3 protein-coding genes are annotated in these 18786 nt (G+C 50.0%); all 3 read left to right on the top strand.

Annotated features, from left to right (window positions below; genetic code table 11):
- Positions 1-280 precede the first annotated feature (280 nt).
- The gene (locus tag BUB55_RS05645; RefSeq protein WP_073188966.1) at positions 281-5191 is read left to right on the top strand and encodes a T9SS type A sorting domain-containing protein; all 4911 of its coding nucleotides are present in this window, start codon (positions 281-283) and stop codon (positions 5189-5191) included.
- A 116-nt stretch (positions 5192-5307) separates the two neighbouring features.
- On the top strand, positions 5308-10536 hold the full coding sequence (locus BUB55_RS05640) for a hypothetical protein (protein WP_143152924.1): 5229 nt from the start codon (positions 5308-5310) through the stop codon (positions 10534-10536).
- Positions 10537-12015: 1479 nt separating this feature from the next.
- The gene (locus BUB55_RS05635) at positions 12016-18702 is read left to right on the top strand and encodes a T9SS type A sorting domain-containing protein (RefSeq protein ID WP_159431932.1); all 6687 of its coding nucleotides are present in this window, start codon (positions 12016-12018) and stop codon (positions 18700-18702) included.
- Positions 18703-18786: the final 84 nt, after the last annotated feature.

The following is an 18786-nucleotide window of genomic DNA, read 5'->3' as shown; positions in this document are numbered from 1 at the left end:
AAAGAGCATGAAACTACTTGACAATGAAGCGCTAATAGCCTAGATTTACACCAGTTGGAGACCTGGATTTTCAACTAAAAAAGGGACAAATTCGTTTTTTTTTGAATAAAATTCATTTTTTCTCCGTTTTTGAGGATTGAAAGGCTAAAAAGATTAAAAAAGTGATGAAAATCACGAAAAAGCCCGTGTGCTCCGTCACAAGAATGGAGTGGGTGCTCTTAATCACTTCCGAATAGGGGCTAATAAGGTTATTTTATGATGGCATATAGTCGAGGATGTTATGACAAGCGCTCGCTCCCTTTTGCTGACATTGCTGGTCCCCTGCCTTTTGGTTGTTTCGGCTTGGGCCGCCGAAACGCACATGAACCTTTGGACCGATGGAGGGACTTTTGGATTTGGTTTCATGGGCGGCTACAACTTGTATGTATCGCAAGATGTGGGCGCTTGTACCCTCAATCAGGTTAATGTGGCGACCGGTCGCAGGTGCGTGCTGTCGAAAAAAGTTTCTAATGGTAAAGAAGCCTCGGCGGCAATGGAAGAAATCTTCCGCAAGTGGAATACCGATTACTCCAAGTACAACATGACATTTGCTTCGTCCATTGACCTTATGGGTTTTGGCGAAACAACTGCTGAAGGAACGTGTGATGCCAGCTTCGCCTCTGTTCAAATGCCCGAAAACGTGACTTTTGATGGCGGCTCTGCCAATGGCGGCAAAATCCGGAACATGTGCATTGCGGTAGACATCAAGGATAAAGATGATGTCATGAAAGGGCCTCGGGGATTCTTCTCGACTGTATCCAAGTGCTTGGTCAAGAACGTAGACTTCAAGAACGTGCGCATTGTGGTGAAAGATTCCCGCCCGGCGATGGAAGCTGGGCGCTCTGGTGCGGACTACTACCCTGTGGGCGCCTTGGCAGGTGTTGTCACCTCGGCGACCTTGGAGTCTGTTATCCTTGAAGACGTGAACATTAATGCTCCGTTCGCTGGTGGCGTGGTGGGTTACCTCCACGAATCTTCCGTTCGTAACGTCACCGCTACCGATGACTTGGTTGTCGAAAATTCTTTGCAACTGAATTTAGCGGCGAATGACTACGCCGGTATCAAAGTTGCTACCGAGAAAATGCTTGAAACCTGGCCCTCCGACTACAAAGTGTTTTTGGGAGGAATTGCGGGTATGGCAGTCAAGGATTCCATATACAACGTGAATGTCCGTGCCAAAATCACTGACAAAAGCGGTGCCATAGCGCCCTCGGCTTTGGGTGGTGTCGCCGGCGTGTTTTCTATGCAGGGGTGGCCTTATGGGGCTTTCAATGACACCTTGAGCTTTAAACGAGCCGAGGGGGACAAAGGTGCCAGTTATACAACGATTTCGGGTGGACGCGCCATGGGTGGATTCTATGGCGAAGTGGCTTTTAATTCCGCAAATAACGCTAGTGCGCGAGACTTGGTGATTACGGCATCCCGTGTCGATAGTGTTTTAATTCAGTCTGGAAAATCGGACGAGGTTTACGCCGGTGGTCTTGTGGGTAAGGTCGTCGCCAAATTTGGCTCTAAGTTTTCTTTTGTGAATAGCTATGCTAATGCCGAAATCCGCGATGTGGTTGAATCGAGTACGGCGACTGCGTACTATGCGGGAGGCTTTGTGGGGGCGACCAACGAGTGCGCCGACACCGAAGTTCCGGATGACGATGCGTTTTTTGCGGTTACTGGGTCAAAGGCTTTGGGCAAAATTAGCGTGGGCGCTCAAACGGGGGCGTCGCCCGATGTTTATTTGGGCGGCTTTGCCGGCTTCGCATGCTTTACGGCGACCCCCGACGCTTTTGTGAGGAACTCTTCCTCGGTGAAGTTGGAATCGACAGTCGGCGCAAGCGGCAGCAAGGTCTTTGTTGGCGGTGTCGCGGGCAAGGCCGACGTGTTCCGCAAAGTGGATCTGGCCTTTAAGAATTCGACCTTCGATGGTGGAATTGTGGCGTCAGCAGGGGGGAGCGACCTTTATGTGGGTGGCGCCGTTGGTCAGTTTGTGGGTAAAGAAGCGGGGACGGTGTCGTTCCATTCCTTTGCTGTCAAGAATGAGGCGGAAAGCGTACTCGCGGTTTCGGGATCGGCTGCGCATGCCAAGGCCCGTTTGGGCGGCATTTGTGGCGAATGCGTTGCTTTAAGGCAAATTTCCCAGGTTTCGGTCCACGGAGACATAATTTATGGCGATGCGGAATTCGCCGGTGACAGCTTGCTGGTTGGCGGCTTGGTCGGTAATGTTTACTCCACGGATTCAGTGAATGTTTCCAACACGTTCAGCATAGGCGAAATTGTCCTTAAGGCGGGAACCCGTTCTCTCTCTGGGGTAAAAGCGGGTTACCTCCTAGGTGCCGCTCTTATGACCGGTAATGTGCATCATGAATTTTCTTACAACTATCACTTTAACGATTCCGATAAAGAATACTTGGATGCTTTTGGCTTCATTAGCAACGGCGCCGACATAACGGAATATTGGAAAACGCCCGAGGGTCATTCCTATTACCTACCCGAGAACTGGATTTTCCGTTATAATGTTCGCAACGGCGAAACTCAGGTCCTTGCTCATAATGGCACCGAGAACTTGTACAACGGCACCATGATTGTGGCGAACATGCAAAAGGCTTCTTTTGCAGGAGACTTGAACAAAATGCAGAACCCGTATGTGTGGAGTTTTGAAGCGGGTGTAAACGGAAACTTGCCGTTCTTTGCAGACGAAAGCCATCCGGCTCAATCTCCCGAAGAAGTTGTAACCTATACGGTGACGTTTGTATTTTACCGCTGGGACGAAGAAGCCAACGCTTTTGTGAAGGTGACCCACGCTGTGGTAGTTGCCGCTGGCGGAGCGGCCTCGGCTCCCGAACTCGAAGAACGTACGGGCTATACTTTTGCAGGATGGGACAAGACCTTTGACGCCGTGGCTTCAAACATGACGGTTACCGCCCTTTATACCATTAATTCTTATGTAATTACTTTTGCCAATGGCGAAAACGTCCTGGATTCTGTTGAAGTACAGTACCAGACGGTGCCTGTATATGAGGGCGAAATCCCTGTCAAGCCCGCCACCGAACAGTATTCTTATGTGTTCAAGGGCTGGAATCCCGAAATTGTGCCCGCTACGGCTGCTGTTACTTATACAGCCAAGTTTGATTCTCTTATCAATGTGTACAGGGTAACGTTCAAAAATGGTGATGAGATTGTTCAAGAATCTGACTTGAAGTATGATGCTATGCCGTCATGTGCCATTGTCCCGGTGAAACCAGCGACCGAAAAGTACACATATGCCTTTAAGGGTTGGACCCCCGAAATTGAATCTGTGACAGGAAATGCGGTATACCAAGCGCTGTTTGATTCGACCATCGCTACGTTCAAGGTGACGTTCATTAGCCACTTGGGCAACATTTTGGAAGTGCAGACAGTGAATTACGGCGAGGCCGCGATTCCCCCAAAAGATGAGGCGAGCGACGGACGCTACTTTGTGGGATGGAGCCGCTCCATAGACAATGTGACCGAGAACATGATCGTGATTGCCTTGACGGATAACATTGCCATGCTTTCGAGCAGCTCCGTTGCCGAGAGCAGCAGTTCTGTTGAGGAAAGCAGCAGTTCTGTTGAGGAAAGCAGCAGTTCTGTTGAGGAAAGCAGCAGCTCGGTTGGAAGTAGCTCCAGCCAAGAAGAAAACGTCGACAAGCCGGTTCCAGGCTCTACTGGCCTTGAAGTCGTCGACCCGGTCATTGATCAGTCGGGTAACGCCATCCGCTTTACCTTTGGTCAGAATGCAATCAATACTCAAATCAAGACCTCGGCCCACTTGCAGGTGCTTGGCAGCAAGGGTACGCTAATCGACACAGTCCTCGCCGACTCTGTGACCGACTTTGACTCCCGCATGCAGTGGCTGCTGGTGCCCTCTCCGACAGGGAAGTTCGAGGTGGTGCTTACGCTTGCCAATGTTGTCGATACGGCGACTTACCGCGATTCGTTTGAGGTATCCAATGAAATCAAGGTGCAGCCGCGCTCGTGGCAAATGGTTTCGCTCGCCTTGCTCGATACCGACAAGGACTGCGACCGCGAAGATGCCGCCTTCTACTGGTGGGACGAAACAAACCCGGTGGGCGATTACTGGCAGTACCGCAGCTACGACTTTGGTAAGTCGAATGTGGACGCTTCCCGCGGCTACTGGTACGGCACCAAGAACGGCAATCCGTTGATACTTAAAGAAGAGATGTCGAGCAAGGACGATGTGATTACGTGGAAGCTCGACAGCCTGTATAGCGGCTGGAACCTGGTGGCGAACCCGCATGGCTGGTATGTGGACCTTACCCAGGGCAAGGGCGGCAGCGTGACGTTCTGGCGCTGGAATGCCGAAACCGGCGAATACGAAATCCCGAAGGTGCTCGGCCCTTACGAGGCTGTTTGGGCGAAGGTCTCGAAGCCCACGGTGTGGAGCGTCTCGGCAGCGCCGGTGTTCAAGCTTGACAAGAGTGATGCCAAGAATACGCTTGCCAAGGTCGGCGCCAACGAATCCTGGACTTTACAGGTGGTACTCTCGGACGACGAAGGCAAGCGCGACAGCTGGAACTTCTTGGGTGCGGGCGAGGCCTACAGCCTCGAGGAACCTCCTTCTGGCATGGGCGACCATGTGAACCTTACGATTGTGGAAGGCAAGGAACGCCTTGCCAAGAGCGTGAAGCCAGTGAGTGCCGATATGGAGTGGACACTCATGGCGACCGCGTCCAGCGCCCGCGATGGCTACCTCGCCTTTGACGGACTCGACGACTTCCGTGCCGCAGGCCTCCGTTTGTTGGTGACGGTGGATTCCAAGACGACCGAGGTGACGGATTCTCGAAAGGTGAAGGTGGTGCTGGGTGAGGGTCAAAAGCAGGTGAACGTGCGCGTGACCAAGTCGGCTGTCACGGTGGCGCAAAGCCGTTTGGAGGGCTTTAGCGTACACCAGGCCGCTCTCGGGGTGAACGTGAACTTCACTGCACCCGCCAACGTGGCGGGCAGCCTTGCCAGGGTCGACTTGATGGGAGTCGACGGCAAGGTTGTGGCGACCCAAAAGGTCCGGGCGACCTCGGGGGGCAATGCAGTGGCGCTGAAGTCCCCGCGCGGCGGTCTCTACTTTGTGAGGGTGCAGGTCGGTAGCCAGAAGGCGGTCCAAAAGGTTTTGGTGAAGTAAAAAAAGAGCCCTCTCGGGGGCTTTTTTTGTTATTGCCCTCTCTTTATATTATTTTTCAAGTATGTGGCCGGCGTTCTCAGCCCGGTTTTTGTGCACCTCAAAATTTGGAGGCCTACATGTTGACGAACCGTAAACTCCTTGCCTTGGCAACGGTCTTTTTGCTCGCGGTTTTTGCCCATTCGCAGTCATATAACGTCAAGTACTTTGTTAGTGAGGGCGTGCAGCAAGTAGGTGACGATGCGATGACCGTGTACCATATGGCGATGAATATTAACACGGACCCGACGTCGGCTGCAATGGAGCAATGCCACACCTTGAAAAATGACATAGAGACGGATCCTGACCTCGCCCCTGTTTATTTGAATACGCTTAGCAGCCAATGCGGTGTAGAAGTGTCCGTAGAAAACTTTGACGAGGTTTGTGTTCCGTGTTTTGTGAATATGGCTTCTATGGATGTCCCGGAAGACGTAGCCTATGTTTACACGTTGAACGAACCCGTTTTTTCATTTGATAAGGGCGATAAGGCGGCTTATGCCCCTGAGCTATATGGAAAAGGTCCTGGAGTTCCGGGCACCAGCTTGGCCCTGACAGGATATTTTATTCTCCCGTCTGGTGTGGAATATGTAGGTATAAGAGTAGACGATGGACTAATTTTTTCCCTTGAAACTGATGATCTCGGCAATCTGGTTTCGTCACAACAACAGTTATATATGACTGCGGTGAATGCGCCTTATGCTTTGCATATTATTGATAATGGCATACCTGTTTATGAGGAGACTACTACGGGTGGTCAAGGACAGTTGGTGAATGAAACCCCTTCCATTGGCTTGCTTTATGCAGAAAACGATCCGCATTACAAGGCGAAAGTGTTTTTTCACCCTGTGAAGGATTCTTCGACTGGATATTCGATTGTGACCTACGCCTACAACCAATCAACGAGCACGTTGGATGAACCCATGGACACGGCGCGCATAACCTTTTCTGATTCGGATCCCTCCGTTTTACTTTCGGACCATATTCGCATAGAGGGGGGGCTGCCGTCTGCCAAATTACCGTTTGGTTGGACCGAAAATGGCTGGTATGCCAAGTTTGCTTATGGCTCTGGCTTAGGATCTATGAGAACGTTTCTTGATACGACTGATGTAAAAATTAGTATCTCTGAGTACGGGGACATTGACCTTAACGAGCGCTTGCAATGGGCTCATCGGTTGTTAAATAACTATCAAGGTGATGGAGATGTTTATTATGGACTTTATATAGGCCCGGATTCCTCGTATAAGGGCTATAGAGTGGACTTTGACGCAAACGTTGACGAGTACAACAATTCTTTGTTTATGGGCGATCACACCTACCAAGGCCTGGTTGGAAGTACCGTTGAGGATGCCGAGCCTTTCCCCACGGACGTTTTCCGTACCGATGCCTGCTTTGTAGGCTGGATGCCGACCCGCGACTATGAAGGCGAAATCTTGGCTGAAACTTTAACGGATTTGACCTTGGACGAGTTTGCCGAAGAACTTGCCTCTATTCATTTTGAAAACGAAGAGGAGGACTTTTTTAAACTGTATGCAAAATGGGACGAGTCGTGCACCCCCGAAACGGAAACAATTGCGTTGGAGTATGCCGGAGGGGATTCGCTGGGCGAAGTTTCCTTGTGGCAGTACAATGTCGGCATCCATCATAAGTTTGAAAAAACTTCGAATGGCTACGAGTTAAAAATTCCAAAGCTGGACCTAGGTGCAATGTTGGATTTTGAAGTTTATGTGGACGGCGATCGCGAAGTTGCCGATAGCGGAATTGTGTTCTCCTATACTTATACTGATACTGATGGGGAAGCAGAACGGGACAGCACGGTGAATCTAAAATTGAACTATGGTAGTTTAATAAGCATTGTGCACAACTATGAAATTGAAATGAGAGATATGAAACTGACGGTCAGTTTCCGTCCGCTCCCGGTTGAGGTGATATTTAACGAAAACGCCGGGGACGACAATGTGTTCTATCGAAACTTTGACAGGTCCCAGCAACTTTATGCAGACGAAACGGAACCGCTGGAAACTACTCTTTTTAGGGCGGGTTATTGCCTTGACGGTTGGGGCTTGGCTCCGGATGCCGAAGAATTTTACACCAAGCCGAGTGACATAATCGCCGCAGCAGAACCCGGGGCGGATTCCATCGCGGTCTATGCAATTTGGTCCGAATCGAATGGGGCTTCTAGTTGCGGAGCTTCGGAAACGTTCACCTTGGTGACGAGTGCGCATGGCTCCGTAAAATTGAGCCATCAAGTTAATTATGAAGACCCCTTCTATTACAAAATGGAACCGGTTTCGGGATCCTCGTACACATACCAGATGCAGGTGCCGACGGGGGTAGGCTTTGCTTTTTATACCGAAGTGGAACCCGAAGAGGGTTATGTGGTATACCGAGCTTCTTATGTGAACGGAACGCAGTCCGACTATAGTGGCGAAAACGTGGTGTCTCAATGGATATCCTTTTATGAGGACCCTGCCGAGTTGCGCGTGCTCTTTAAGAGCTCCGGTCCGTACAACTTTACGCTTTCGCCAGATTTGGAGAACGCGACAGACTACAATGCCGTGTTCCTGGCCGCCCCCCGTGGAGTGTACCAGTTCAGTTCCCAGTCCAAGCTGTACCTGAACGAGGGAATCCCCACACTGTACGATGCTAGCAATTATACGTACACCCCGTGGAACTTAAATGAGAGCCCGGCTCAACGAACTTATGTGAACTTTGACGCCGACTTGCTGGACTCGGTCGAACTTTACGATTCGTACAAGATGACCGCCACTTGGGAACCCTTGACCGAGAACGATGCGGCGTTTAATATTACCACTCAGGTCTCGGGAGGAGAGGTCTTGCTGGTCCAGGAAATTAACGGCAAGACGGTGGAACACTCCATTACTGCGTATAATGGGGATGACAGTGCGTTGGTGTTGCCGATACTGTCAGATTTCCTCGGGTATTCGTTCCGCTTGAAACTCGTGCCCAACGAGGGCAATGTTCTGGACCAATCTGTTTTGGTTACTATGAATGGAGATTATGCAGGATACAATGAAACTGCTTATAACGACGGGGACACAATCACCTTGTTCCCGTACGGTGGTCGAGAAACGTATGCCGTGAACATCAATGCGCAGTTCGGTAAAAAATTGAAACTTGTGTTCGACGAGAATACCAAGTCGACGGATGTGTACTACGGTTCGGAATGGACGCCGTTTAAAGAGATTGTCGCAAGCGAGAATTACGTTTACCTCCCGACCCTATATTCCAATGAGGGGTGTGTGGAAGGTTGGTCCGTGAAGCCAACTGCAGAAAAAGCCGACTTTGAAAATAGCGCGAGGGGCGAAGAACTGCTGTCGGCGCTAGAAAGTGATATGGGGAATGTAAAATCCAGCTACACTTTGTATGCCTATTGGACTGAACGCGATTCTTGTCAAGATTACAAGCAACTGCGGTACGAGAGCGGCAAGCATGGAACCATTGAGCTTGAGGAGGCCTTGGTTTCTTACAATGAGGAATCAGGCGAAGACTCTGTCGATATAGTGATACACCGTTTTGCCCAAGACAGCGTGATGCTTTTGCCGAGGTATTTTATGATGGCCGGCTGGTATGTGCATGCTGTGCCCGACAGCGGTTATAAACTGGATTCGGTTCGCCTGGAGTTTGAAGGCCTTGATACCTTGGTGTTCTTGAACGGGGACCTGTTGATGCCTCCTATGAATGGAGGTTCACAACAGCAAAACTATGATTGGTTCGAGGGTTCTGTGAAATTGAGGGCGTACTTCTCTGAGGGTGAACAAGAAGAAATCCGCTACGGCTTTGACAAAGCAGAACTTCGGCTCTCGGGCAATGCCTTCCAGCTGAACCTTTCGACCAAGGGCAAAGCCATGGTGTACTCTGAGGGTCGCGCGGTTTTGATGGATGCGCTGGGTGTTGTGATGGATTCGACCGAGTGGTATGTGGATTCCGTCCCCGACCTTGTGCGCTGGGAAAAACGTGATTTGAAGCCGGGCCGCTATGTGGTGAATGCCAAGATTCGTTGTCCGCGAGGTGTGGACGTGTTTGAGCGCGCCTTTGACGTTTCGCCCAACGTGGCAGAGGCTTGCGACAACTGCTGGCAGATGATTTCGCTGGAGAGCGCCGAGATTGATTCGCTGGACAAGGACGATGCCGTGGTTTACTGGTGGGACGAAACCTCGAATTACGGGCTCTATTGGCAGTACCAGAGTTTCTCTGGGGCTTCAAAGCCTGTTGCCGGCCGCGGTTACTGGTACAATTCGCTTGAGGGCCGTGAACTTGCCATTAAAAAGGGTGAAAAGCTAAAAGAAACCGATCGCATGTGGAAGCTCGACAGCGTCTACAGCGGCTGGAACCTGGTGGCAAACCCGTATCCGTGGTACATTGACGCCTACGCCTCGGGCTTGGATTCCACTGCCGAGATTTACTATTGGAATGCCGCCGAAGGAGATTACGTCGGTACCCGCTATATTGGCCCTTATGCGGCTGTGTGGATAAAGGCCAAGGAGCCCATGGAAATTGACATCCCCTATGAACATGCCTTTGTGGTGGTGGTCGACAGCACCGGTGAAACTTGGCTGAACGATGCCGAAAACGGGATGTTTGCCTTGGATAAGCCGAAGATGCTTGCCAAGGCGAACGGCGTGGGAGACTGGTCTATCCAGGCGGTACTCTCGGATGACCGGGGCCATAGGGATTCTTGGAACGTGCTTGGCGTGGCCGCCTCGGCATGGGAGCGTGAAGCGCCTCCTGAGGGCATGGGCGACCGTGTGGACCTCTCGATTGTGGAGGGCAAAAAGTCGCTTGCCAAGAGCTTTAGGGCTGTGGATGCCGCTTACGAGTGGACTCTCGACTTGTCGGCTAGCAGCACGCGCAAGGGTTATCTCACGTTCGAAGGGCTCGAAGAACTCCGTGGCATGGGCTACAGCGTGTTTGTGACCGTCGACGGCGCAACTAATGAGATGCTGCCCGGCAAGGCGCTCCCGGTGCTTTTGAAGTCGAACGCCACGCAGGCGCGCGTGCAAGTGACCGCTGGCAAACCCAAGCTGACCGTCGTCAGCAGCCTTGGCGAGCTGCGAGGTTTGCAGACGGGTAACGCCCTCGAGGTCTCGTTTACTGCAAGCGAGCCTTTGCAAGGGCAGGAGGCTCGTGTGCAGCTGGTGAGTCTAAAGGGCGAGGTTGTGGCTGCGGCTAGTACTCGGACCCAGGCAGGGGCAAACCGTGTGCGTCTGGAAACCTCGCGCTCCGGCCTGTTCTTGCTTCATGTGCGCGTTGGAAACCTCTCCAAGTCTGCGAAAATTGTTATAAAATAAGCCGCAAAACGTGATCGCGTAAACTTTTGGCACCCTTTTTTGGGGTGCCAAAGTAATGTTTTTGTAACATCCGCCAAATGTTTAGTTATTTTTTCCTTGATAAGATACAAGGAAAATCCTATGAGAAAGCTTCGCTTTTTTATGATTCTGGGTTGCCTGTTGGCGACTTCCATGGCCTTTGCTGCAACTGTGTCTCCATTACCGCCGTTGCCCGAAAATCACACCATGTTCTGCTTTTCGGGTGGTGCTCTTACGGGTGGGGATAGCCTCGTCATTTCGCAAAAGAAATATTCCGAATACAATGCGGCCGTCGACCATTGCGTGAGCTATTGGTATATAAACACTTCCGTTTATTCTCAAGAGTATGAGAGCGGAGAAGAGGCTTTGCATTTTACAGCTACGTTTGATGATGAACGCGCTTATTACGATGCACGGTCTGTAATCATGGCGCATTTAAACAATAACGTCCTTGCTTCGGTGACTCTTGCGACAGATTTGGATTTTGGTGATGATGAAACAGATTATACCAGTAGTACAGAAACATGTAAGGATTTTGCGGACAACAACCTTTCTTTTCAAAATCGAGGATTGTCTTTTGATGAAACACAACGTTTGATAGATGCTGGAAACGCTGTCATAAAAAATGTGTGTTATGTTGCGGAAACATCTAACGGTGTGTCTTTTTTGTCTTTTGCCAATAATATGACGAGCTATGGCAATTTGTCTTTTGACCATATTTATTTCCGCTTGGGGTCTGAGAATGAGAACAATCCGACGAGCGCAAGTGTGCTTGGGTCTATCACAGGATATGTTCACGACATAAGTGTCAAAAATTCCTATTTTGAAGCGGGTTTCGCAGGTGCTTTGGGCTCCTCAAACGATTCTTACAGTTTAATCTCCAACATAACCATTGAAGACGTTGTGGTGAAAGGGGCTGAGTATGCGGGTGCGTTTGTGGCGACCGCCAGTCAGGCTGACCTTAAAAAAATAACCGTCAAAAACGCTGATGTTTCGGGAAACGTGGCTGGCGGCTTGATGGGAACTTTTGCTTATGGTAATGTTGGTGAATGGAGCATTGATTCTGTAATTGTTGGGACGACTTCAGTTCATGGGACGTATGCTGCAGGCGGCTTATTTGGTTCTATTAGTATATCGTCTATGGGTAGTGCAAATGTTCACGTAACCCATGCCGGTTTGAGCTCGGTGTCCATTGACGGTGCGCGTTATATGGGAGGCCTTGTAGGATATTCTGATGTAGGAGGACAATCTAATGCTGCCATAGACATTCGTGAATCTAGTTTTGAGGGGTCTGTTGCTCTTGGTTGTGCCGATAATTCGGCTATAGGGGGTGTGATGGGCGCTTTGGCTGCGGACATGTATGGGACAAATTCGGTAGCTGTCAGTGGAACAGGAGTGAAAGCGACCATAGGTTCGGCAACGCCTTGTGCTACTCCTCCCAGCACAATGAGTGTTGGAGGTTTGATAGGTGAGGGTTATGGTGACGAAAATGATGGTGCTGTGAATATTTCGGCTAAGGACAATTTTATTATCGGCAGCATATTGGTGCCTAATGGGCAAACTTCCTCCATTGGATACTTGGTTGGTGCAGAAAAAAATGGAACGTCTTCAACTTTGATAGACAACTACTACTATGGCTCCACGGGAGATGCGGCTGTAGTGGGCATAGGTTCCATGAGCCAAGCGGAGTGGAATGCCGGTATGGTAAGTGGAAATTTTTTAAGCTACAACAACTTCCGCAACGACAATGGTGGAAAATTGACGGCTACAGGAACTCTTGATTATAGGTGGACCCAAAAGTCGGTAGTCAATGGAACCAATGTGTATGCGAACGGAATCCTTGCCGACGCCACCATGAAATCGGATGCGCTCCCGGCAATTATGAACATGGTTGATGCTTCGGAGCGTGATGTATATTGGACTCGCACAGATGACGACAATGACGGGCTTCCGTTTTTTGCCACTGCAGGCGTGGCGCCCTTCCCCAACTGGGTTGTTCTGTTTGACTTGACGCAACTCTGCGCAGGCAATGCAGGCTGCTCCGATAAAATAGCGGCCTTAAACCCATTTGAAATTACAGACGATCAAGTCTCCGAAACTAGCTATTACAAGGCGTTTTACACTACTAGCGAAAAGAAGTTCTCGGAAAACGGGCTAGAGTCTTTGGTGGATGCCGTGACTACAGCGTTGGGTGCTGGTGAATATTACTGGAATTATTGGGAAAATACGGGTTTTGATAAAACTGTTGAAAAACGTATTCCCATAAGCCTTGCGGGAGTCCAGTCCGAAAAGTTCGGTGCTATTACGCAAATGACGGGGCCATATTTCGTCTACATTCAGCAGACGAGTCGTTATACGGTTTCTTATTGGTTGAATGTGGGCAACGATCAAACCCCAAATTACCAAAAGATAGATGAAGATTGGACTGCGACGTCATTGTTCTTTTTGACGCAGCCGGTTTACGATATAGTTAATGATGAAAATGGTCCTGGCCTCTTTTTCCCGCCGGCGATATATGAATTGCCTGCAGAAGGGTTTAGTGGGGCGCTGACCAGTTTCGCAAGTTACGTGAGACTGTGCGCCGACGAAACTGGGACGGATTGTATTGGTGATATGGATCATTATTATGATTGTTATGGAAGCAATGCTGGTTATTATGATCCACAAAATGTACGCAATTTGTGGGATTACATCGGATTGACATGTACAGATCCTAACTTGAATGGTGAAGAAACGGATGTGTCAAACTATAAACACCTCCGTGTTGAATACAAGCGATCCACTTCCTACTATATGACCTTGGTGCGGATTGCTTCGGATGCTTGCTCTGAAAATGACCTTTGTTCCATGAAGATTACTGCGGACGGAATCGGAGCCGATGGAATTACTTCTGGAAGCGCGAAAATCCCATCGAACAGTGATGAGTCTTCAATTCCGACGAGAGGCTCTTATTCTTTTGAAATAAACAAGCCTGGGTACAAGCTGACCTCCTACACGGTAAATTTGATTATAGACCCTCCTGCTTTTGATGAAGAGGAAGGAACCGTGCAAAAAATCACGGTAGAGGACAACTCCTTTGCCTTGCCTTCTGTTATTCTTTCTGGTTATGACGAAGCCTGGCAATACTCCAAACGAATTGTTTATTCGCTAGAGAATCCCGACAAGGTGATTATGGACAGCTTGTTTGTTGCAATTCTCGATCTTAATCAAAATTACGGGGATCTTTCAAACCACATTGAAGTGTCTGGCACATTTGAAGCAATTCCGTATGACGTGTTCTTCCATGTCCCGGTGGCGCCTGAACCGGGGATGTCCTCGCCATATTTTGTTTCGACCGATATGCAGGCTAGCAAGACGTATAAACTTGATGACGAAAGCCTCTTTTTCCTAAACGAGCTCTATGGTAAAGTGACTGATTATGAAAATGGGACGGAGTATGTTGAACCGGTACAGGGCTGGAATCTATCTCGTGAGATGCGTTATTCTGATGTTTATTCCTTTACTGCAGATGTGGTTGCCACTGTGATAAGTGACGGCTCTTTGGTTCCGGCGACGGAAACTGCCAATGCGCAAATCCATTTGTATGCGAACTGGCAGGAAATAGCAGACAATTATACGCGAAACTTTATCCCCGCAAATGTGCCCGTGTGCAAAAGCCCAGAAGAAGGCGAAGAGGCGGTTTGCTGGGGGGACGAGGATGTTTTCCCCGGCGAGATTGTACTTAAACAGTCGCTGGGCGAGACTGTCTTTGAACACCATGCAAACATAGTTGAGAATGAGGATGTAGGTGGAGATCCATATTTGGCTGTCGAACTTCTTGAAGGCAATTTGGTCAATAAAGAATTTTGCTTTGACGCCAAATTTAACGTGGATGGCGGATATGCTGTTAAAAATGTTAATGTGTCGGGCCGTTTTGCTCAATTGCCGAACGAGCCGGAAGGTAGCCCTGTAACCCTTAGTTATAAGCTTAATGACGATGACTCTCAAGATACTATTATTTGTTTGAACGGTGCGGCGCGAAATGTGCAGTTGACAGTAGATATAGACACGTTGCAATACGTTATTCATTTTGCCGTCCCGACGGATTCGAACATTTTTGCATTGGATCCGTACACGGGTGACAATTGGATATTCGCAAAAGAATACACTGTGATAAGTGACGATGCAAGTATCCCGCGCATTGCTTCGAGTGAGGGCTGTGTGGCTTGGTCTTTGAATGAAAATGGCCAATTGCTTGCCCCGCTTTCTGGCAGCAATGACGAAATGAATGGGGGAATAGGTGAAGTTGTTGAACTTAATGGAAATGTGGCTAAGTTGCTGACTCCAGGTGAAAACACTCTATACCCTCGCTCATACGGCGGAGAAGATTGCCCGCGAGGTTCTGAGGTGACAAATGCTAAACTGCATACGAATGGCTTTGGGACTATTGTTTTGACTCAATCTTTTGGAGTGGATGATGAACAGGTGGTTGTTCCGCACCGCTTTACTCCAGATGATGCCGGGGATACGGTCTATACAATGATAATCCCTCGTGTTAATACCAAAGACGGACTTGGTTCTATAAGCTTTGCGCTGAAAGCGGAACCGGACAGCAATTACTTCTTGAGCGGAAATATAGAGGCATTTTATGAACTGCTGGAGGAAGGTCGGTTCCAAACGTCTTTGCGTGACGGTGCTGACTTTACTTTTGAAGGCTATACCTTGGATCTTTACGCCAACTTCGTTAGCAAGGGCCCGTATTACGTAAAGTACGACTTGAATATGGCTGACGAAAAAATGCCTGGCAATCTGTTTATTCCGAGCGGCATGACCCAGAATAAAACAGTGTTTCTTTCGGAGCGTGATTCTGACGGGCTTACTAATTATGCTGAACTTGATAAACCTTTTAGGAATGATTCCTGCTTTATGGGCTGGAAAACGTTGGACAACATGTTTACTAGAGTCGATGCCTCTACTGCGCAGTTCCTGAGTAAAGACTCCACCGAGCCGACCTTGCTCAAGGCGGTATGGGGACAAGGCAAATGCGCTACCGCTGATTCTAGGGTTGCTTTGGCGTTGGTTTCCAATGAAGGTGAAAGGTCGTCTGATACAAGTGCTGTCGCCCATGCGAAGGTCAAACTGGTGCAGACCTTTGGCGAAAAGACAATTGAGCACCTTTTGGAAGACTCTAAGGGGATTGAACTGGGCTCTGCACCGGAAGGGTACGATGTTGACGTGGTCGTGATTCCGGATCCCGGTTACAAGGTCGTTCGTGACACAAACGGGGCGCCTGTGATGGGTGCCAAGTATCGTTTGAATGATGGCTTGGCTGAATCCATGACGGCCGAAGGCTCTACATTCAAGATTGGTTTCGTGGATGTGGAGCCTTCGCAAGCACTTGTTGTGGTTCCGCAATACTACTTTGCCCCGCAGGTGACCATAGCCGATTACCTGTTCACGTTTAACACCAATGGACAAGGTTCCAATGTATTCTTTGGTTCCGGTTGGTTCCCGCAAGGGGAGTACAGGCTGAACGGAGATAGCGTTGCCGCATTCCCCAGGGATGCGTTCCGGGCTGATGCTTGCCTTGAAGGGTGGACTTTTGAACCCGATGGGACAACTAGCTATAATGGCTATGACATGGACTTCATGATCGCAGTTAGGGATCGTGATGTACTTGGTCTCGAGTCAGATACCCTGTATGCCGTGTGGGATACCTCATGTGTCCAGAATGTTGTCAAGGTGGTCTCCAATAATCAAAAGGGAGGCCGTTTGAACCTGCTCCAGGTGATTGAAAACGACACAATCTCATTTGAAGTGGGCGAGGAGGGACTCGAGGTCCCCTATATAGATGATGGACTTCGTTTTATCACCAGGTTCATTGCAAAATTTGGTTGGTCCCTGGCTGAGGGTGAACCTGTGAAACTGATGGATGTGAACGGGGTCGTTTACGATTCCCTGCCTAATGGCGGAGAAATCGTTTTGAATCGTTCCATGGTCATAGATGTAGAAATGAGTCCCGATGAATACCACTTGGTCTTTGACGCGGTCAATGACGATGCAACCATATTCTATGGCGATGATTGGAAGTCTGAAGGCATATTTAGCTTGGCCGAAAAGAGCGAAATCCCGCTCCCGGCAGTGCTGTACACTTCTGGAGAATGCCTTGAGGGGTGGACGTTTGAAGGGGCTCAGTCTGCGTATGCCGATTTTAACGAAGATATGGCTAAAGATATGCTTTCTGCCTATAAAGACTCCATGGGAAGTAGCTTTACTGTAAAGCCGCGTTGGACCGATGATCTGTCTAAGTGTAGGGGTGATTTTACACGCATATTTGTTGAGTCTGAACATGGCTCGATTGTGCTGAACGACGTTTCTCGTGAAAAGACTGAAGTCCATGAGTTCACCAAGGATGGCTCCATGGTGCTCCCGCTGAGGGTGAACGGACAAACTCTTATGCCTGTGGTGGAGGCGGACTCCAGCTTTATGATGGACTCTATTGTGGTCACTCGAGTTCATGAGGTTGGTCAAGAAAAGGTGGAAGAACGCTATACGGTTTACCCTGGTGCGACTCTGCCCTTCAATCTCGAAAACGTCTCCTTGCGAGTTTTCTACAGCAAGAGCAACAAGACGCCTGTTGTGGTGAAGGCTAAATTCATGCAGACGGGCAATGCTATTAAGGTTGCCTTTGAAACAAGTGCGTTTGAAGTGACTCGCGGCGTGGATGTTTCGCTCAAGATGATTGACTTGAAGGATGACTCTATTGTGGTCGATACGCTTTTGGGCGACTCGGTGAGATCCGCCTTTGCGGATTCCTGGGAAATGTTCCCTGTATATCCGGGTTACTACAAGGTGATTCTCTTGAGTGGGGATTCCCTTGAACAGGTTGATACAAGCTTCATTGTGAGTGTGGCCCCCGGCATATCTGCGGTGCAGGCTGATGGCTGGCAAATGATATCGCTTGCCGCTATTGATTGGGATTCCCTACAGTGGGATGACGACATCAAGTTCTACTGGTGGAACGAGTTGTCTATGTCGGGTAAGTACTGGCAGTACTATGAACTCAATCCGTCGGATAGCATTGTGGACACCCGAGGCTACTGGTACAGCTCGCTCGAAGGCCGAGCGCTCCCACTCCGCGCTCAAAAGGATGACGGCGCCGACGTGGTTTGGCAGCTGGACAGCGTTTACAGTGGTTGGAACATGGTGGCGAACCCGCACGGCTGGAAAGTGAACCCCTATGGAGATTTGCGAGACGGTGAACCGGACTTTACTGAAGATACTGAAATGGAGTTCTTGCATGTGGACCCCAAAACAGGCGGTTATGTTCCTGTGTTGGAACTGGAGCCGTACGAGGCGGTGTGGGTGCAGGTGGAAAAGCCGACCAAGTGGACTTTCTCGGCGAAGCCTGTGTTCAAGCCGGCGGTGCGGGATTCGCTCATGGAAGAAGGCGACAGTACCAAGGCTTTGGGCAAACGCAACGTACTTGCCAAGGCGGTGGACGGCAAGAATTGGAGACTCCAACTCAGGCTTTCCGATGCTTCGGGCAAGTCGGACTTCTGGAACATGATTGGTTCGAGCAGCAAGCCGTTTGCCACCGAGGAGCCTCCCGAGAACATGAGCGACCATGTGAACCTCTCGATTGTCGAGGGCAAGAAGTTCCTCGCGAGGTCGGTCAAACCGGTTGCAGCCGAGCAGGAATGGAAACTTGAACTCTCTGCCACAAGCAGCCGCATGGGCTACCTGGAAGTGGACGGGGTCGATGCCCTCCGCATGTTCGGGCTCAAGGTGTTTGTGACGGTCGACGGCAACACGACCGAGATGACGGATGGCAACCGCATCCAGGTGCCGCTCGCCAGGAAGTCGAAGTTCGCAACGGTGCGTGTCGCGCCGACGGCGAAGACGCTTGTCGTTTCCCAGCTTTCGGCGGTTCGCGCGGTCAAGGCTGGTTCGGCCCTCAGCGTGACGTTTAATGCGACCGAGGGCCTGGCCGGTGCAACTTCCCGTGTGGAACTCTTTGACATGCAGGGCCACGTGATGGCGACTGCTACGGCAAAGACCCTCGCCGGTTCGAACCAGGTGACACTCGATGCTCCGCGTCCGGGACTCTACATGCTCCGCGTGCGTGCCGGCAGCCAGTCGAGCGCTGGCCGAGTGCTGCTTAGGTAAATTGCTGATTTTAGCCTAAAAAGAGCGTTTTCCGCCTGTCGTGGGAACGTTCTTTTTTGATTCTTACGCCCCCTTGCCAATCTT

Origin of the sequence: Fibrobacter sp. UWP2 (genome assembly GCF_900141705.1) — a bacterium.
GTDB lineage: Bacteria > Fibrobacterota > Fibrobacteria > Fibrobacterales > Fibrobacteraceae > Fibrobacter.
Note: the sequence above shows the minus strand (reverse complement) of the source record. Positions and strands in the feature narration are given on the sequence as shown.